This window comes from Frankia sp. CcI156, assembly GCF_001983015.1.
Taxonomy (GTDB): domain Bacteria; phylum Actinomycetota; class Actinomycetes; order Frankiales; family Frankiaceae; genus Frankia; species Frankia casuarinae.
The window spans coordinates 211,526-230,041 of sequence record NZ_MOMD01000001.1; the positions used below are offsets into that span (position 1 = coordinate 211,526).

Annotated in this window: 15 protein-coding genes and 1 pseudogene; 6 read left to right on the forward strand and 10 right to left on the reverse strand. The window is 70.8% G+C overall.

The window, feature by feature from the left end:
- Positions 1-5: 5 nt before the first annotated feature.
- The 3 genes from CcI156_RS01025 to CcI156_RS01035 all read right to left on the reverse strand — a co-directional run bounded on the left by CcI156_RS01025 (position 6) and on the right by CcI156_RS01035 (position 3,178).
- On the reverse strand, positions 6-1,106 hold the full coding sequence (locus tag CcI156_RS01025) for a Ppx/GppA phosphatase family protein (RefSeq protein WP_371681735.1): 1,101 nt from the start codon (positions 1,104-1,106) through the stop codon (positions 6-8).
- The gene (locus CcI156_RS01030; RefSeq protein ID WP_076804002.1) at positions 1,103-1,783 is read right to left on the reverse strand and encodes a response regulator transcription factor; all 681 of its coding nucleotides are present in this window, start codon (positions 1,781-1,783) and stop codon (positions 1,103-1,105) included. Before CcI156_RS01030 ends, CcI156_RS01025 begins: the two co-directional genes overlap by 4 nt.
- Before the next feature lie 117 nt (positions 1,784-1,900).
- Positions 1,901-3,178 carry a cell wall metabolism sensor histidine kinase WalK gene (locus CcI156_RS01035; RefSeq protein ID WP_076804003.1) on the reverse strand — a complete coding sequence of 426 codons (1,278 nt, stop codon included), beginning with the start codon at positions 3,176-3,178 and terminating at the stop codon, positions 1,901-1,903.
- 329 nt (positions 3,179-3,507) lie between these two features.
- On the opposite strand from CcI156_RS01035, the gene phoU reads away from it, so the two are divergent.
- Positions 3,508-4,155, forward strand: coding sequence for a phosphate signaling complex protein PhoU (gene phoU / locus CcI156_RS01040; protein WP_011434932.1), 648 nt, complete (start codon positions 3,508-3,510; stop codon positions 4,153-4,155).
- A gap of 217 nt (positions 4,156-4,372) precedes the next feature.
- Here the strand turns inward: phoU and CcI156_RS01045 are convergent, their stop codons facing one another.
- Positions 4,373-5,110: a phosphoglyceromutase gene (locus CcI156_RS01045; RefSeq protein WP_076804004.1), complete on the reverse strand. Its 738-nt coding sequence runs from the start codon at positions 5,108-5,110 to the stop codon at positions 4,373-4,375.
- A 542-nt stretch (positions 5,111-5,652) separates the two neighbouring features.
- On the opposite strand from CcI156_RS01045, the gene CcI156_RS01050 reads away from it, so the two are divergent.
- Complete coding sequence (locus tag CcI156_RS01050; RefSeq protein WP_076804005.1) at positions 5,653-6,810, forward strand: folate-binding protein YgfZ; 1,158 nt, start codon at positions 5,653-5,655, stop codon at positions 6,808-6,810.
- A 28-nt stretch (positions 6,811-6,838) separates the two neighbouring features.
- Here CcI156_RS01050 and CcI156_RS01055 read toward each other — a convergent pair whose 3' ends face one another.
- The 5 genes from CcI156_RS01055 to CcI156_RS01075 all read right to left on the reverse strand — a co-directional run bounded on the left by CcI156_RS01055 (position 6,839) and on the right by CcI156_RS01075 (position 12,962).
- Positions 6,839-8,188: a transcriptional regulator gene (locus CcI156_RS01055; protein WP_076804006.1), complete on the reverse strand. Its 1,350-nt coding sequence runs from the start codon at positions 8,186-8,188 to the stop codon at positions 6,839-6,841.
- Positions 8,189-8,540: 352 nt separating this feature from the next.
- Positions 8,541-9,698 carry an ABC transporter ATP-binding protein gene (locus tag CcI156_RS01060; protein ID WP_076804007.1) on the reverse strand — a complete coding sequence of 386 codons (1,158 nt, stop codon included), beginning with the start codon at positions 9,696-9,698 and terminating at the stop codon, positions 8,541-8,543.
- 25 nt (positions 9,699-9,723) lie between these two features.
- Entirely contained in the window at positions 9,724-11,082 is a 1,359-nt protein-coding gene (locus CcI156_RS01065) for an extracellular solute-binding protein (protein WP_023839829.1), read from the reverse strand.
- Positions 11,083-11,094: 12 nt separating this feature from the next.
- Positions 11,095-12,060 carry a carbohydrate ABC transporter permease gene (locus CcI156_RS01070; RefSeq protein ID WP_076804008.1) on the reverse strand — a complete coding sequence of 322 codons (966 nt, stop codon included), beginning with the start codon at positions 12,058-12,060 and terminating at the stop codon, positions 11,095-11,097.
- The gene (locus tag CcI156_RS01075; protein WP_011434925.1) at positions 12,057-12,962 is read right to left on the reverse strand and encodes a carbohydrate ABC transporter permease; all 906 of its coding nucleotides are present in this window, start codon (positions 12,960-12,962) and stop codon (positions 12,057-12,059) included. Before CcI156_RS01075 ends, CcI156_RS01070 begins: the two co-directional genes overlap by 4 nt.
- Before the next feature lie 239 nt (positions 12,963-13,201).
- On the opposite strand from CcI156_RS01075, the gene CcI156_RS01080 reads away from it, so the two are divergent.
- The 4 genes from CcI156_RS01080 (at position 13,202) to CcI156_RS01095 (ending at position 17,426) form a co-directional block, all read left to right on the forward strand.
- Positions 13,202-14,431: a DUF349 domain-containing protein gene (locus CcI156_RS01080; protein WP_023839831.1), complete on the forward strand. Its 1,230-nt coding sequence runs from the start codon at positions 13,202-13,204 to the stop codon at positions 14,429-14,431.
- A 429-nt stretch (positions 14,432-14,860) separates the two neighbouring features.
- Positions 14,861-15,658: a helix-turn-helix domain-containing protein gene (locus tag CcI156_RS01085; RefSeq protein WP_023839832.1), complete on the forward strand. Its 798-nt coding sequence runs from the start codon at positions 14,861-14,863 to the stop codon at positions 15,656-15,658.
- Positions 15,659-15,827: 169 nt separating this feature from the next.
- Positions 15,828-16,355 carry a hypothetical protein gene (locus CcI156_RS01090; RefSeq protein ID WP_076804009.1) on the forward strand — a complete coding sequence of 176 codons (528 nt, stop codon included), beginning with the start codon at positions 15,828-15,830 and terminating at the stop codon, positions 16,353-16,355.
- A 117-nt stretch (positions 16,356-16,472) separates the two neighbouring features.
- Entirely contained in the window at positions 16,473-17,426 is a 954-nt protein-coding gene (locus CcI156_RS01095) for an aldo/keto reductase (RefSeq protein WP_076804010.1), read from the forward strand.
- Between the two features lie 93 nt (positions 17,427-17,519).
- Here the strand turns inward: CcI156_RS01095 and CcI156_RS01100 are convergent.
- Positions 17,520-18,314: pseudogene (locus CcI156_RS01100) on the reverse strand (class I SAM-dependent methyltransferase); the annotation flags it as partial.
- Positions 18,315-18,516 lie beyond the last annotated feature (202 nt).

Consider the following 18,516-nt stretch of genomic DNA (forward strand, 5'->3'; position numbering starts at 1 on the left):
CGGCGTCAGGATGAGGTGAGCCAGTCCAGGCGGCGCAGGATCACCCCTTCGCGCAGGGCCCAGGGGCAAATCTCCACCTCGTCGATGGCGAACAGATCGAGAGCCTCGTCCGCGACGACCGCCCCCGCGACCAACTGGGCCGCCCGGGAGGCGGAGACGCCCGGCAGCGCCGCGCGCTCCTCGACCGAYATCCGGCACACCTTGGCCGTCACCTCCACGAGGTCGTCCCGGCGCAGCACCCTGCGGGTATAGGGACCGCGGCTGTAGGACTCCGCACCGGCGATCCGAGCCAGCGACCGGAAGGTCTTCGACGTCGCCACCGCCCTCGTGTGCTCCCCCAGGGGATAGATGGTGCCCACGATCGGCGCGATCTGGGACCGGACGTAACGGCGCAGCTCGCTGAGCTCGGACCGCTTGGGCGGGTCGCTCGGGGCCAGCCAGTCCCGGGTCAGCCGGCTCGCGCCAAGCGGCAGGGATGCGACCACCTCGGGGTCCTCGTGCATGCCGGCGCCGATCTCCAGGGAACCACCGCCGATGTCCAACGCCAGCAACCGGCCGGCGCTCCAGCCGAACCACCGGCGGACGGCGAGGAAGGTCAACCTGGCCTCCTCCTCCCCGGGCAGGACGCCGATGGAGACCCCGGTGGCCTCGCCCACCCGGCGCAGGACCGCCTCTCCGTTGGTGGCGTCCCGCAACGCCGACGTGGCGAAGGCCGCCAGATCGTGGACCCCGAGCGCGTCGGCCTGCTGGCGCATGTCCAGGACGCAGGAGGTCAGGGCGCGCTCTCCAGCGGCGTCCAGCGCCCCGTCCGCGTCGAGCAGTTCCACYAGCCGCAACGGCACGCGCACGCTGGCGGCCGGCTGCGGCTGGCCGCCCCGGTGCGCGTCCACGACAAGCAGGTGGACGGTGTTCGAGCCGATGTCGATCACACCGAGACGCATTGGACCGGGATGTGGACCCGCCGGGAGCGGACTCACCACGGCCGCCTGCCGTCCCGGGGCGACGGCGGCGTCGGGCTGCGCCACGATCTTCGGAAACCACGCACCCGGACGCACGCCACCGAGCACCTCTTCACCGTTCCCTCCGGCCGCGACCGCCGGGGTCACGGCTCGAACTTGTATCCCAGTCCCCGGACGGTCACCAGGTGCCGCGGGTTGCCGGGTTCGTGCTCAATCTTTGTCCGCAGTCGTTTGACGTGGACATCCAGGGTCTTGGTGTCGCCGACGTAGTCCGACCCCCAGACCCGGTCGATCAGTTGGCCCCGGGTCAGCACCCGGCCCGCGTTGCGCAGGAACATCTCCAACAGCTCGAACTCCTTGAGCGGCAGGGTGACCGTGGTCCCGTCGACGGTGACGACATGGCGCTCAACGTCCATCCGGACCGGGCCGGCCTCCAACGTCGCGTCCCCCACCTCCTCGTTCTCCGACCGCYGCCGCAGCACCGCGCGGATCCGCGCCACCAGCTCCCGGGCGGAGAACGGCTTCGTGACGTAGTCGTCCGCTCCGAGTTCCAGCCCGAGCACCTTGTCGATCTCGCTGTCCCGAGCGGTCAGCATGATGATCGGCACAGTGGAACGGGTTCGCAAGGTTCGGCACACTTCCGTGCCCGACAGCCCCGGCAGCATGAGGTCCAGCAGGACAAGATCAGCCCCCCGCCGATCGAACTCGGCCAACGCGCTGGGGCCGTCGGCGACGACCCCCACCTCGAAGCCCTCCCGTTCCAACATGAACGACAACGCGTCGGAGAAGGACTCCTCGTCCTCGACCACGAGCAGCCGGGTCACCTGTTCGCTCCCCTTGTTACGTTGGACGGACCGGCCGACCCGGACCGCTTCCTGTTACCGTCGATGGGACGGGTGGACCCGCCGCGTCTACCGGTCATGACCGATACCGTTCACCGTTCACGAACCGCCACCGAGTTCATCATCGCCATGATGTTCACCATCGCCATGATGTTCACCATCGCCCCGACCGCGGGCGTCGGCATCGGCCCCGACGACGTCGAAGCCATCCACCCCGTCATCCTCGCGGGTTTCGTCCGAGCCGTCCGTCATCGCATCGTCATCGTCGCCGGTGAACAGCGGCAACCGGAGCGTGAAGGTGGAACCCGCGCCCTCGGCGCTCCACACAGAGACCACGCCGCCGTGATTGGTCGCGATGTGCTTGACGATGGCGAGCCCCAGGCCGGYCCCACCGGTCGCGCGGGATCGCGCCGGATCCGCCCGATAGAAGCGTTCGAAGACCCGTTCCAGGTCCTTCTCCGCGATCCCGATGCCCTCGTCGGCGACGGAGATCTCCACGGTCTCACCGCTGCRCCGAACCCCGAGCACAACCCGGGTGCCACGCGGCGAGTAGCTGATCGCATTGTCGAGCAGGTTCGCGACGGCGGTCACGAGCTGGCCCTCATCCCCACACACCGGCAGGTCACCGTCGCCGATCACCGCAACCGAGATCGCCTGGGCCTGCGCTGCCAGCCGGGTGCGGTCGACCGCCTCGGTGAGCACCGCGGACGCCCGCATCGGCCGCAGGTTGGGCAGYGGATCGGCGCCCTGCAGCCGGGAGAGATCGATGATCTCCTGAACAAGACGGGCGAGCCGGGTCGATTCGTGGGTCATCCGGGAGGCGAACCGGCGGACTGCCACCGGGTCCTCGCAGGCCGCGGCGACCGCTTCGGCGAGGACGTGCAACGCACCGACCGGCGTCTTGAGCTCGTGGCTGATGTTCGCCACGAAGTCCCGACGGACGGCCTCGACCCGACGCGACTCGGTAATGTCATCCACGATGACGGCGACATGACCGGACGAGTCCAGCAGCCGGGCCCGGGCACGCACCGCCAGCCCCTCCTGGTCCGGTCGGGGACGGGTGAGGGGGGGCTCGGGGACGGGCGGCAGCTCAAGCTGCCGCTCCTGGTCACTGCCCGCGAGCCGGGTGGCCCGGACGAGATCGGCCAGCTCCGCCACCGCGATCTCGTCGGCGGCGACCACACCCATACGTCGCGCGACCATGTTCACCAGGACCACCCGGTCCGCGGCGTCGAGGACGAGCAGACCGGTCGGCAGGCCGGCGATCACCCGACGCACGAGCCTTGCCGGCAAGGTCATGCCGCCGGTGTCCCCGCCGGACGCCGAACCAGTAGTCAGGTCAGTCGTCGAACCGGCTGTTCCAGGCACCGCTGTCATCGTCCACCATCGTCCGCTCACCCTGTACGGCCTGCCGACCTGCACGAGCCGCGGATGCGGTGTGTACCGGTTGTCATGGCATCCGCCGACCTGTCACCCACTCGCCGCATGCTAGGTGTCCGCATGCCACCTAGGTATTGCTCTGCAAGCCTCCACCGCCGATCGTCGCTAGCTGTTCATCAGACCCATCGTCAATGTTCACCAGAGAGCRAGAGGTCCGCATCATCGTCAGAACCGGAGCGACGCAAGTACCCAGAAGCACCATGATCGAATCAATCCCTCAGGATCTCTGACCCCTCGATCCCCCACCGAATGAGAAGGAGCCGTCCGTGCGGGACGCCTTCACCGACGAACTCGACAGCATCAACCGGTCCCTGATCGAGATGACCAACCTGGTCGCCTCGGCCATGGCCCGGGCCACCACCGCTCTCCTCGACGCCGATCTCCAACTCGCCGAGAACGTCATCAGCGGAGACGAGACGGTCGACCTGCTGCGCAACGAGATCGAGGAGCGGGCCTTCGACGTGATGGCCCGCCAGGCCCCGGTCGCCACCGATCTGAGGATGATGGTGGCCACGCTGCGGATCGTCGCCGACCTGGAGCGGATGGGCGACCTCGCCCTGCACGTGGCGAAGGTCGCCCGCCGGCGCTACCCGGGCCGGGCGGTCCCGCCGGAGCTCCGGGCGACCCTGCTGGAGATGGGGCAGGTCGCGCAGCGCATCGTCGCGAAGGCCGGATCGGTGATCGCCAGCCGGGACACCGACCTCGCCAAGCAGCTGGAGGCCGACGACGACGCGATGGACGGGCTGCACCGCGCCCTGTTCCACATACTGATCGAGAAGCCCTGGCCGCACGGGATGGAGGCGGCGATCGACATCACTCTCTGCGGCCGCTACTACGAGCGGTACGCCGACCATGCGGTCTCGGTCGCCCGCCGGGTGCTCTACCTGGTCACCGGGGATTCCAGCGGCGCGTGAGGGCACCCGGGGAGATCCGCCCCCGGTCTCGCGCGGGCGTGGCCCCCACGCACGGCCCGACGGTTCCCCGCGTGCATCCCGCCGGCGCTACGGCGGCTGCCCGTGATGGCCCGCGATGATGGCACGGGCCGGTCGGGACTATATGACTCAGTCGGGACTATATGATTATAGTCCCGACTATTTTTAGCCTCGACTATCTTCTTGATTGCTTTTCTGACTACTTCTTGGTGCCCTGCGCGGCGACGGCGGYCGCGGCGAGCGCCGCGGCGTCGGGGTCGAGGTACCCCGAGCTCACCACACCCAGCTGGTCGTCCAGCTCGTAGCGCAGCGGGATGCCGGTGGGGATGTTGAGCCCGGCGATGTCAGTGTCGCTGATGTGATCGAGATGCTTCACCAGGGCGCGCAGCGAGTTGCCATGCGCCGCCACCAGGACGGTACGGCCGGTCCGCAGGTCCGGCACGATCGCGTCGTACCAGTAGGGCAGCATCCGGGCAACGACGTCGGCGAGGCACTCGGTCCGCGGGATGACGTCGGGGGCAAGGTCGTCATAGCGCTCGTCCACCCCGCTGACCTGCTCCGGACCGATCTCCGGCGGCGGCGTGTCATAGGAGCGACGCCAGAGCTGGAACTGCTCCGCGCCGAACTTCTCCAGCGTCTCCGCCTTGTTCAGGCCCTGCAGGCCGCCGTAGTGCCGCTCGTTGAGCCGCCAGGTGCGGCGAACCGGAACCCAGGTGCGCCCGGCGGCATCCAGCGCCAGCCAGGCGGTGCGGATCGCCCTGGTCAGCAGGGACGTGTGCACCACGTCCGGCAGGACGCCGGACTCCCGCAGCAGCTCACCCCCGCGAGTGGCCTCCTTGGCACCCTTCTCGGAAAGATCAACGTCCACCCAGCCGGTGAACAGGTTTTCGCGGTTCCAAATGCTCTCACCGTGGCGGAGCAGGACGAGCGTCGGCATACCCGAGATCCTGCCCGCTCGGCGGCCCGCTCGGCCAGCATTGCCGGTTGTTGCCTGTGACTCCCCGGCTCGGGGCCGGTCGTGCCGGCGACCGGTTGTCACCCGGCGGCAGGACAGGAATCCGGCGGCACGACAGGAATTCATCCGGAACTGAACGACCCCCGGGCGCTCCGCCGCCGCGCGAAGCGGAGGCGGGCCGTCGGGACTTGCGACGGCGCCCGGGGGTCGGGTGTCTGCCTGGTTCTCGCCGGTGCCGGTGCCCATGGGCCACCCGGCTAGAGGTGAGGACCACGAGACCGGCTAGCGGACAGCCACCTCACGAGTCCTATGAGCATACAAAGCCTGGACCACCTCCCTTCTCGTGTACCCGTGACGCTACGCGGACCCAGGGGCGCATCGCAACGGCTTTTCCGCGCGCGTTGATGGGACGCTCCTGACACCGGCCGGTCGGAACAGCCAGGCCACCCGCGCGGGCCCGGGGCCACAGCCGAACCGTGCGCGGACCCGGCCGAGGCACGCCACGGGGACCTAGACTGAGTCCCATGACCGCAGGGTCCCTCACGACGCCCGCCTCGCTCTCCCCGTTGCTCGGCCTGCCGGGTGCGGTGGCCGGCACTGCCGAAGACGACGCGGTCGCCGCCCACTACGGCGATCCGCTACGGGAACAGCGCGCGGTGCGCGGCGGTGCCGCCGTCGTCGACAGATCACATCGGGACGTGCTGCGCGTCTCCGGCCCCGACCGGCTCTCCTGGCTGCACAGCATCACCTCTCAGCATCTGTCCGCGCTGGGCGCGCTGCGGGGCACCGAGGCGCTGGTGCTCTCCCCGCACGGCCACGTCGAACACCATCTCGTCCTCGCCGACGACGGCACGTCCACCTGGGTGGACGTCGAGCCCGGCACCGGCGGCATCCTGCTGCGCTACCTGGAGTCGATGCGCTTCATGCTCCGAGTGGAGCCAGCGGACCTCGGCGCGGTGACGGCGGTGCTCAGCGTGCTCGGGCCAAGGGCCGCGCAGGTCGCGGCCGCGGCACTGGGCGGGCCGGGTGACGGCGCGCCCGGCCCGGGCCTGCCCGAACCACAGGCACCCGGCCCGGTCGGGGCGCCGATCACCGGTCCCTACCCGGTCGGCCGTACCGGGACGGGCACGCTGGTCCGGCGGATGCCCCACGGCGTCGACCTCCTCGTCGGCCGGGCCGACCTGACCGGCACCGTCGAGCGGCTGCGCGCCGCCGGGGCGGGTCTGGCCGGGCTGTCCGCCTTCGACGCCATGCRCATCGCCTCCCGACGGCCCCGGCTCAGCCGGGAGACCGACCATCGCACCATTCCGCACGAGGTGGGGTGGCTGGCGAGCGCCGTGCACCTGGACAAGGGCTGCTACCGCGGGCAGGAAACCGTCGCCCGGGTGCACAACCTCGGTCGCCCGCCGCGGCGGCTGGTGCTGCTGCATCTCGACGGCAYGGTGGCGGCGCCCCGTTCCACCGTCACGGTCGGCGGGCGCGAGGTCGGGTTTGTCGGCAGCTCCGAGGTCCACGAGGAACTCGGCCCCATCGCCCTGGCGGTGATCAAGCGGTCCGTGCCGACGGATGCCTCCCTCGTCGTCGCCGATCCCGACGGCGCGCCGCTGGCCGCCGCGATCGATCCGGACGACGAGCCAGCCACGACGGCGCCGAAGCGTCCCGCCGGGCGGCTGCGTTCCTGATTCCCGGCCGGCTCGGGTTCCGGCCGGCTCAGACAGTCCGGGCGAGGATCTGATCGAGTTCCCGCACCGCCGGGTCGGTGCCGTGCCGCCGCAGCCGGCGGCGCAGCTCGTCGGCCCGGCGGGCGTTGCGCTTGGATCGCGTCGCCGCCAGCATCGGCAGGGCCTGGCGGGTCAGCTCGCACCCGTGATCGACGTTACCGAGATCCATCTGGACCGCGGCCCACCGAAGCAGGTAGGTGGCCCGGTCCCGGGCCCGGGAGTCCGGCTGGATCGCCAGGGAGCGTTCCAGCCACCGGTCCGCCTGCGCGAGGTGACCGAGATCGATGTAGCAGCTGCCGATCTGCGCCTGGTACTCGGCCTCGTCGAAGTAGGACGACCAGGCGGGCTCCTCAGGCCGCGCGGTGACCATCGCTTCCTCCGAGCAGRCCAGCGCCTGCGCGCAGGCGCTGGCCTCCCCGAGCGCGGCATGGGCACGGGCCCGCCGCATGTGCAGCATGGCGCCGACGCGACCGGACGCCCCCCCGGCGCTGGCCACGGCGGCCTCGGCCAGATCCACCGCCTCCCGTGGGCGGGCGAAGTCCACGCATTGCAGGGACATGTTCTTCAGCACGTTCGCACCGAGCATGCGGTCCCCGCCGGCGTGCGCGGCATGCAGCGCGGTGATCCAGTACCGCTGGGCGGCCGTCTGGAAGCCGGCGTCGAACGAGACCCATCCCGCGAACCGGGCGAGCTCCGCGGCCACCAGATGCAGGTGACGGCCCACGTGCTCGGTATAGGATCCGCGCGCCAGCAGGTCCGCCACCACGCCGAGCTCGGCGTCGACCAGCCGGCGCACGCTCTCCCCACCGAGCCGCTCATCCATGACCCGTAGCCCGGGGATGTTGTGCTCGATCCGGTTCACGATCTGGTCGTCGACCCGTCCCCCGTTCAGGGCCGCCGCCAGCCGGGCCGGTTCCATGCCGAGCCACTGCGTCGCGAGTTCCGCCACCCCGGTCCCAGTGATCGTCAGGAAGCCGCGGCGGTCGGAGAGCGCGTCCTCGACGACGTCCATGATCGAGGTTATGCTGCCACCCGGCGTCCACGGGTACTCGGTGCGCACCGCGTCGCCGGTCGGTAGCCACGCGGGCCAGGGGTGCGACTCCAGGCGATCGTTGGGCACGCCGAGCTCCGCGGCGAGCGCGAGCTGGGACACCCGGTCGGGCACGACCCCACGGTGCTCCCAGCGCCAGACCTTCTGCCGCTCGGCGGCCATGTTCGCCACCCCGAGGTCACGTGCGCGGCGGGCCACGACCCGCGCCAGACGCTGGTAGGACCACCCGCGCTGGGCTCGGATGAACGCAAGCGGATGAGTGCAGGCATGAGCGTTATCCGTCAGCATCGACGATCTCCTCGCAGTCGCATCTCCAGKGGCACTTCCGTGAGTACCTACTAACGCTATGTCGCGACATCTTGGTGCTCCAAGAGACGACTCCGGTGCKATGCGTGCACAGAGGTCACTCCCGGACCACTGGCGGGCCCTGATTGCACGCATGTCCGCCGAGCGTCCGAAAAAAGCGTGTTATATTTTTTTGACCCAATGCGACCACGTCGACCGGTCAGAAATTCTCCCGAGTCGGGCAGCCGGGGACAGGCCCACGGGGAGGGCCCCTCCGCGATTCACGCGGCGCCGATCCGACTGGACGCGCGKGGTGGGAGGGGGGACGGCTGCGGCGGATCGAGGCCGCGCCGCGTCAGATCCGGGCGCCGGCGGCGTCGAAGAAGGTCAGGGTGGACAGCGGTGCGCGCAGGGTGACCCGCATGCCCACGCCGGGCACCTCAGCGGCGTCGACCCTGACGGCGAGCACCCCGGCGGAGGTCCGGACGTACACCGTCCGCTCCGCCCCGAGCCGCTCGCTCACCACGACCTCACCGGTTACCCGCAGCGCGTCCGACGCCAGCGCCACCGGCGCCACCACGGCGTCCGCCGGTACCGATCCCGATCCAGTGGAAGCCGCCGCCACCAGGACCAGGTGCTCGGGCCGGACTCCGAATGCCGTCGCGCCGGCGGGGGCGGGCAGGGCGAATCCGTCCCCGTGCAGTTGGCCGTCATGCCAGCGTCCCTCCCGGACGTTCATCGGCGGGCTGCCGATGAACGCCGCGACGAAGCGCGTGGCGGGCCGGTCGTAGATCTCGTCGGGCGTCCCGATCTGCTGCAGCCGGCCGCCGCTGAGCACCGCGACCCGGTCACCGACCGCCATCGCCTCGGCCTGGTCGTGCGTGACGAACAGGGCGGTGGTGCCGAGCCGGCGCAGCAGGCCCACGATCTCGACCCGCAGATCGACCCGGAGCTGGGCGTCGAGCCCCGACATCGGCTCGTCCAACAGGATCACCCGGGCCCGGGTCGCGAGTGCCCGGCCGATCGCGACCCGCTGGCGCTGGCCCCCGGACATCTTCGCGGGCCGGCGAGCTGCCAGCTCACCGATGCCGAGCATGTCCAGCGTCTCACGGGCCCGGGCCACCGCCGCGGCCTTCGGCAGGCCGCGGCCGTGACGCAACGCCAGAGTGAGGTTCTCCAGCGCCGTCAGATGCGGGTAGAGCGCGAAATGCTGGAAGACCATGGACACGTCCCGGCGGTGGGGTGCGACGCCAAGCTGGCTGACCGCGCCGAAACGCAGATCACCCGACGTCGGCTCCTCGAGCCCGGCGCAGATCCGCAGCAGCGTCGACTTGCCCGAGCCGGACGGTCCGAGCAGCGCGACGATCTCCCCCGGCRCAACCGTCAGCGTGACGTCGCGCAGCGCATGGACCGGGCCGAACGACCGGCCCAGCCCGTCGATCTCGATCGGCACCCCCGCGGTGGCGGCCGTCACCACGGCGGGTCCGTCGGCCGGTTCCGTGATCCGGGTCATCGGTCTCTCCCGCGGCGTCCGCCGGTCAACGGGTGAGTTCCACAGCCTGGCTCTGGGCCGCGGCGAGGGCCCTGACCGGGTCCTCGCCCTTAAGGATGCGCTGCACCTGGTCCGAGATCGCGCTCGGGACCTCCCCGCCGCGGGCCCCGCTCCAAGCCGGCGCCTTCACCAGCGAGGGGATGAGCGCGTTGAACGGCTTGAGCTGCGGATAGGTCTCGTAGAACGACCCGAGCTGGCTGACGGCCTGAGTATCCACCGGGATGTAGCTCAACGCCTCCGTGCTCGCGGCCACGACGTCCGGCGAAAGCAGCGACACGACCAGTTCGGTCGCCATCTCCCGCTGGCAGCGGTCGGTGGACAGGACCGTCAGCGCGTTGCCGCCCGCGACCGGGTGCTGGGTCCCGCCGGGCAGAGTCGGGAACGGGACCGCGCCGGCCCGGAAACCCTTCGTCTCCTGCCCCGCGATGAACTTCAGCCCGCCGGCCACGGAGGCCACCGTCACGGCGGTCATCGCCGTCTGCCGGCGGATGCCGAACCGCAGCAGGCCCTGCTGGGTCGGATCGGCGGAGTGCGTGCCGTAGCTCGCGGCCTTCGCGAGGAACGCGGCGGCCTCGCGGGCCGCCGGGGTGTTCAGGGCGGGCCGACCGTTCGCGTCCTGGATCGGCGTCCCCTTGGAGCTGGCCAGGGTGTTGAGGATCCACTGCCCGAACTGCTGGCCGGTCGGCAGGTCGAGGGGCTGGATATTCTGACCCGAAGCCTTGATCTTGTCGGCGGCGGCGATCACCCCGTCGGTCGTGCCCAGCGTCGCCGGATCGACGCCGGCCTTCTGCAGCACGTCGAGGTTGTAGACCAGGGCCAGAGACGACACCTGCTGGGGAATGCCGATCTGCTTCCCGGCGACCTGCCCGAGGCCGACCAGCCGTTGGTCGTAGGACGCGCGCAGCAGGCGCGGGGAGAGCTCCTGGGCGCCGAGGTCCCGGGCGAAGGTCGGGAGCAGGTCGAAGCCGGCGACCGCCACGTCGACGGAACGGCCGGCCGAGCGGTCGGCGCTGATCTGCTGGACGAGGGAGGTGTAGTCCGGCGCACTCGTGTTGAGGTCCACGGTGAGGCCGGGATGCGCCTTCTCCAGATAGGCCTTGCCGGATTTCGCGACGTCGTTGAGCGTGCCGACGGCGGACATCCGCAGCGTCTTGACCTGGGCCACGCAGGCGGGCGACGCCTTGGCGCCCGCCACGTTGTCGACGCCGGCGTCGGCTGGACGGGCCGTGGGGCGCAGGCTCTCCGCGGGGTCTGCCGGGCTCGCGTCACCACCGCCGCCGCACGCGGTCAGGATGATCATCGCGGCGGCGACGGGCAGCGGCAGCATTCGGCGAATACGGATCACACGTTCTTCCTCTCAGGCACCGGCACCCGTACCGGTAATTCCGGCGGCGAGACGGCGTTGGGCGGCGACGAAGACGACGAGCGACGGCAGGCTGATGATCAGCGCGGCCGCGGCGAGCTCGGTGAAGTCCGGAATGACGGAGGAGGAGTCGGTCATCAGGCGCGCGAGCGCCAGCGGCGGGGTGGCGATGTCCGGCGACCGCGCGACCAGCAGCGGCCACAGGTACTCGTTGTACGACAACAGGAAGCTGAACACCGATACGGAGGCGATMGCGGGCGCGGCGAGCGGCACGATGATCGTCCACAGCGTCCGCCAGGTACCGAGCCCGTCCATCCGCGCGGCTTCCAGGACCGACCCCGGGATGGTACTCATGTACTGCCGGAGCATGAAGATCATCGCCGCGTGTGTCATGAACGGCAGGACCAGGCCGACCCGGGTGTCAGCGAGTCCGAGCGCGGAAATGGTGACGTAGTTCGGCACGGCGGTGATCTGGGTCGGCACCAGCAGGGTGGCGAGCACCACCGCGAAGGCTGCCGTACGCCCGCGAAAGCGCAGACAGGCGAAGGCGAAGGCGGCCGGGATCGCCGTCACGAGCTGCAACGCGAGGATCGCCAGGCTCACCGCCACCCCCGTGAGCAGGGCAGGTCCGAGATCACCGGCGTACCAGGCGCGGTCGAACGAGCTCAGGTCGATGCTGGACGGGATCGGGTTCGACGTCAGCGCCAGCGCGGTCTGCCGCGGCCCAACGGCGGTCCGCACCATCCAGACGAAGGGCAGGACGGCCGCGACGATGCCGATCGTGAGCAGGACGAGACGCCCGATCGTCGGTCCGGTCGGTGACCGGCGGCGACCGCGCCGCGATGCCGGGATCCGCGCCGGCRCCGATCCCGGTTGCGGGGCCCGCCGACGCGAGGCTCGCCGCACGGCGTGGCCACGGGGCGTCGGCCCGGACGCCGGACTGGAGGTGTCGACGCTCACGCGGCGGCCTCCCGGGTGCGTCGGATGCGGCGCCCGAGCAGCCCACCAGCGGCACCCAGTGCCACGATCACGACAAACAGCATCAGGGCGATCATCGAGGCATATCCGATGCGGAACGATCCAGTGAATCCGACCTCGTAAATGTAGTAAATGATCGTCGTGCTGGAGTCCAGGGGGCCACCTTTCGTGAGCACCGCGACCGTTTCGAAGGTCTGCAGGGTCAGAATGGTGACGAACATCCCCAGGAAGATCGTCGTCGGGGCGAGCAGCGGCAGGGTGATGTGACGCAGCCGGGCGAATCCGTGGATGCCGTCCACGTCCGCCGCCTCGTACACCGATCTCGGGATCGCCGTCAGCCCGGCGAGATAGACGACGAAGACGAAGCTCGTCAGCCGCCAACCACCGACGAGGGCCACCACCGGCAACGCGGTCGAGGTGTCGCCGAGCCAGTCGACCGGAGCCACCCCGAACAGCCCGACGACGGTGTTCGCGAGACCGTCGGGGCTGCTGTCGAACATGTAGGCAAACACGACCGCCATGGCCACAATATTCGCACTGACCGGAAGAAACAGCGCACATCGCACCAGCGCCCGGCCATGGGTCACCCGTTCGGCGGCCAGCGCGAGCGCCAGCCCGATCGCGATCGCGGGTACCACCGTGAGGGCGCAGTACAGCAGCGTGTTGCGCACGGCGCCGGCCAGGTCCGCGTCGGAGAGAGCGGTACGCAGGTTCGCCGTGCCGACCCAGTCGAAACGCGGTCCCGTCAGGGTCTTGTCCGTGCCCGCGATGAACGCCGACACCAATGCGGGCCCGATGACGAAAACACCGAGTCCCACGAACGCCGGCAGCAACAACACCCCGGCTCGCCAGCCCGCCCGGCTATCACCCGCCTCACGCGTCACAGTTATGCATCCTGGCCCCACCTGTGCCGGGATGCCGGTACGGGGGTGGCTCCCGCGGAGGAGCAGCCGGTGCCTGCACGTGCCGTCCGGTCCGTCCACATCCCCCGCGCCACCGCCAACGGCCCACGCGCCGCACCCGGTCGACGGCGAATCGTGGTGACCGATCCGTGGCGGCTGTCCCCTCAACGGCCAACGCCTGCAAGAATGACAGGAAACGTCAGTCGATCTTCGGGAACACCATGAGCGACCGCAGCGAGCCCGACCACGCCTCCGCCTGGGGGCGTGTCGCCGATGACGGCACGGTCTTCGTTCGCACGGCCAGCGGCGAACGTGCCGTCGGATCATGGCGGGCCGGCAGTCTCCGTGAGGGTCTGGCCCACTTCGAGCGCCGCTTCGACGATCTGTCCGCCGAGGTCGAGCTGCTCGAGCGGCGGCTGACGGTCAGCGGGGTCGATCCGGCCGGGATCGTCGGCAGCGCACGGCGGCTGCTCGATTCCCTCGACGAGGCCGCGGTCGTCGGTGATCTGGATGCGCTGCGCACGCGGCTGGAGGCCGTGGTCGCCGCCACTGAGGAACATCGCTCCGCGCTCGCTGCCGAGCGGGCCGAGCGGGCCGGCCGGATCGCCGCGGCCAAGGAGCAGCTGGTCGCCGAGGCCGAACGGCTCGGCCGCAGCTCGGAGTGGAAGACCGCCGGGGAGCGGTTCCGCGCGCTCGCCGAGGAGTTCCGCGCCGCCGGCTCGTTGGACAAGCGCACCGACTCGGCGCTGTGGCGGCGCATCGCCACGGCCCGGGACGAGTTCACCCGCCGCCGGACCGCGCACTTCGCCGCCCTCGACACGCAGCGGGCCCGTTCGAGGGAACGGAAGGAGGCGATCATCGCCGAGGCGGAGGCGCTGTCCGACTCCACCGACTGGGCCGGCACGGCCGCCCGCTACCGGGCGTTGCTCGCCGACTGGAAGGCCGCCGGTCGCGCGGCAAAGGATATCGACGACGCGTTGTGGAACCGCTTCCGTGCGGCGCAGGACGCCTTCTTCACCCGCCGCAACGAGGCCAATGCCGAGCGCGACGCCGAGTTGCGCGAAAACCAGGTCAAGAAGGAGAAACTGCTGGCCGAGGCGACGGCGTTGGATCCGGCCGATACCGACCGCTCGCTGCGTCGTCTCCGGGAGATCCAGGACCGCTGGGACGAGATYGGACGGGTCCCCCGGGAGGTCGCGGGCTCCCTGGAGCGGCAGATGGCGGCCATCGGCGACAAGCTGCGCGAGGCCTCCGACGCCCGCTGGGCCCAGCGCTCCCTCGCTTCCTCACCATTCGTGACGAAGCTGCGGGAATCCGTCGCGAAATTGGAGGCGAAGCTGGCCCGGGCCCAGGCCGCCGGACGCACCAAGGAGATCGCCGACACCGAGTCCGCCCTCGCCGCCCAGCGGGCCTGGCTGGCCCAAGCCGAGGGACAGTCCCACAACGACTGAGCCGCGCCGGCAGGCGCGGGCGCTTCGTATGGACCCGAAAACGGGGAACTGCGGCATCCGCCGTGGTCGAAGGGGCGAAGGTCCGCGGAGTACCAGGTGGTGCACCTCGGGGCRGACACGTCCAAAGAGCGCTAACTGACCGCTTGCCAGAGTTAGCAACCCGACGTATCGTCGACTGCGTTGGTGATGTGTTGTGGCGGCGCACTCGTTTCCGTGCCGACCGGAGCTTGCCGAGGCAGCATGGCCTCCCCTGAATCGCAGCGTCCACGGACGGCGGGCTCTCGGCGGACGGTCGTCCGCGGAGTCCGAGGAGTCCGCGGAGTCCTCGGCCGCGGGGTCCAGCCGTATGCCGAGGTTCACGGATGGCGGGGCGCCCGCCATGGGCGCGGCAACCCGCCTCGCCCTCCGGCGAAGGAGGCGTTCGACCCGGTGGCGGCCCTGAATGTGCGCGATCTCGGCGATTTCATCCGCGATCAGCGGCACAGCGCACAGATCTCCCTTCGTCAACTCGCCAAGCAGGCCGGGGTGAGCAACCCTTACCTCAGTCAGATCGAGCGAGGCCTCCGGCGGCCGTCCGCGGAGATTCTTCAGCAGATCGCGAAGGCGCTCCGCATCTCCGCCGAAGTGCTCTACGTGCAGGCCGGAATTCTGGAGGAACGGCAGGGCGAAGAGAACGTCATGGCTGCCGTGCTGGCGGACGAATCCCTGTCCGAACGACAGAAGCAGGTCGTGCTCGACATCTACGAGGCGTTCTGCCGGGAGAACGCCATCGCGGCGCGGGCCGGCCGCGGCCACCCGGACAGCGACGCCGAGGCCGGGCCGCGCGGGTTCGTCCCCGGCGAGCCCGCCGCCCCGACCGCGGGTCCGGCCGCCATCGGTGATTCGGCATCCGCACGGGGTCCGGCCGCCACCGCGGGAGCGACCTTCGCGGAGCCGACGACGAAACGGAGATCCGCCCGACAGGCGTCGGCGACATCCCGGGGCGGCACCACCACCGCGGCGCGGTCGGCCTCGTCGGACGGTACGGGTAAGCCGTCCCCGGGGACCGCCCCGGGCCGCACCAGGCGATCGAAGGCCACGGGAGGCGAACCGGCGGCGGCGACGAGGACCGAGAGCGGTCCGATCACCGGCGCTCCCCCCGCGTCCCTACCCACACCGGCAGCACCGGCAGCACCGGCAGCACCGGCTCCGCAGCCGACCACCGACAACCCGGTCGATCAGACCTAGATCGACCGGCGGAGACCGCGACGAAAAGGAAAGCGGTACTCCGTTCCTGTACGGCCTATCACCATCCTGACCCTCACATCATTTACCCGACCTTTCACCCGTCGGCGACGAGGCGCTAACAGGAAATCTCTACACGAAATCAACGAATCTTCGAACCGAGGGAGACATCATGGCCACCACGCGCACGACGAACCGCCCCGCCAGCCGTCCCACCRCCCGCGTCAGCGCGCAGGCCCAGGAGGACACGGCCGAGGCGAGGGCCGAAGTCAGGGTTCCGCTGGCGGAGGTGCGCAAGCCGCTCTACGCGTCGGTGGGAGCGGCGGATCTCGCTGTGGCGAAGCTGCTCGCCCTGCCGACGACCACAAGCACCGAGGTTCGGAAGATCTCCGACCGGGTCGGCGCGCTGCCTACCCAGGCGGCGCGGGTTCCGACCCAGGTCGGGACGGCCGTGCGTGCGCTGCCGGCCACCGTCACCTCCCAGATCTCCGACCTGCAGGGACGCGCCACCTACCTCTACAACAGCTTCGCCACCCGGGGCGAGAAGCGGGTGGCGAGCATCCGGCGCAGCCCGGCCACGGAGGAGGCGGTGCAGCGCACCCGGACGGCAGTGAGCCAGACCCGCGCCGCGCGCACCTCGAGTCGCAAGGCGGCCGAGGCGGTCGGCCGGGCCGTGACCGAGGCCGCCCCCGAGAAGTAACGGCCCGCGAACATCGACACACCGGATCACCAACGGACGGTCATTGACCTGTTCCGGTCGACCACGGGTCCGGGGCCTGCTGTCCGGGGCCCGTGGTCCGATGTGTTGTATTAACTTATGCGCTATCGCCCGCTGGGATCCTCCGGACTACTGGTGTCTGTCGTCGGCCTCGGCTGCAACAATTTCGGCTCGCGCGTCGACCTCACCGGCACCCGTGCGGTCGTCGACGCGGCGCTCGACGCCGGGATCACGTTCTTCGACACCGCCGACACCTACGGGAACAAGGGCGGCTCGGAGACGCTTCTCGGGCACGTGCTGCGAGGCCGCCGCGACGATGTCGTCCTCGCCACAAAATTCGGCAACGACATGGGCGGCATGTACGGCCAGGACTTCAGCGCGCGGGCGTCCCGGCGGTACATCCGCAAGGCGGTCGAGGGTTCGCTGAGCCGGCTGCAGACCGACTACATCGACCTCTACCAGCTGCACACCCTGGACGCCTTCACGCCGATCGAGGAGACGCTCGAGGCCCTCGATGAGATCGTCAAGGAGGGCAAGGTCCGTTACATCGGTGCCTGCAACCTCGATGCCTGGCAGGTCGCCGACGCGGAGTGGACCGCCCGGGCATCCGGGACGACCCGCTTCATCTCCGCGCAGAACCACTACAACCTGCTGGAACGGGGCGTGGAGGCAGAGCTCGTGCCGGCCGCCCAGAAGTACGGCATCGGCGTCATCCCGTACTACCCGCTGGCGAACGGCCTGCTCACCGGCAAGTACCAGCGCGACGAGGTGCCGGCACCCGGCACCCGGCTGGCCGGCCGGCAGGACGAGCTGACCGACGAGGTCTTCGACCGGCTGGACGCCCTGGAAACCTTTGCGCGGGAGCGGGACCGGTCACTGCTGGACGTCACGATCGGCGGGCTGGCCGCCCAGCCCGGGGTCGCCTCGGTCATCGCCGGCGCGACCAGCCCGGTCCAGGTGCGCGCCAATGCCGTGGCCRGTCAGTGGCAGCCCCGCGCGGACGACCTCGCGGTGCTCGACAAGATCGCCGTGACCCGCCGTCCCGCCGACTGAACGCGGGACCGACGGATCCACGATCCGGGACGTCCCGTCAGATCTCCGCTGGGGCGTCCCGCACCGCACCGGCAGAACGCCCGAACCGCCCGCCGGGGGCCAGTCGATGGTCAGCTCGCCCAGCCGCCAGCGCCGCCGGTCGCCGCGGACCGGCCAGCCCTGGGCCCGCAGATCCGCCACGGCTGCGATCCACCGCTGGCGTGGGGAGAAGACGGCCCGCGGCGCGGCCCGCTCCCAGGCGCGGTCGAAGGCCGTGAACAGCCGGTGGACGTCATGGCCGGGCACGTTGTGCTCGATGAGCGCCTTGGGGAGCCGCTCGGCGAGCTCGGACGGACGGGCGAGGCTCGCCAGATGCGCGGAGAGGGTCAGCGTGGGCCCGGCCGGGCCCCGCGCGCCGGACGGCAGCCAGGCCGGCGCCGCTCCCGGGGCCGGAAGACCGAACCAGCAGGCGCGCCGACCCGTCTCATCGCAGGTTCCCTCGACGAGCATCCCGCCCGGGGCGAGCCGCGCCAGCATCGTCGCCCACGCGCCGGGGACCGCCGCCTCGGGATACTGCCGTAGCACGTTCAGGGCACGCACCAGCACCGGGCGCTCCCCTGGCGGCGGAAGCTCGAACCCGCCGCGGGTGAACCGCAGCCCGGGAGGTCTCGCGGCCGGAGCGGCCCGGGTGACCCGGTCCTGGTCGAGCTCCAGGCCGACGACGCGCACGCCCGGACGCACCGTTCGCAGCCGCTCGTAGAGCTCCACCGTGGTCACCGGAGACGCGCCGAAGCCGAGATCGACGACCAGGGGATCCGCCGCCCCACGCAGCAGCGCGGCGGCCGCGTCGAGCGTCCAGCGATCGATCCGTCGCAACCGGTTCGGCGCGGTGGTACCCCGGGTGGGCATCCCGAGGGCACGCGCCCGTCCGGCCGCGAGCCGCGGCTCCCGACGGGAGGAGTTCGTCACGGATCCACCCTGGCAGACCGGCAGACCAGCAGACCAGCAGACCAGCAGACCAGCAGACCAGGGACCGGCCGGGAGCCCGAAGGGGGGAGACCAACAGTTGACCCGACAACCGGCCGGGTAGAACGGTTGGAGACGTGTTCGT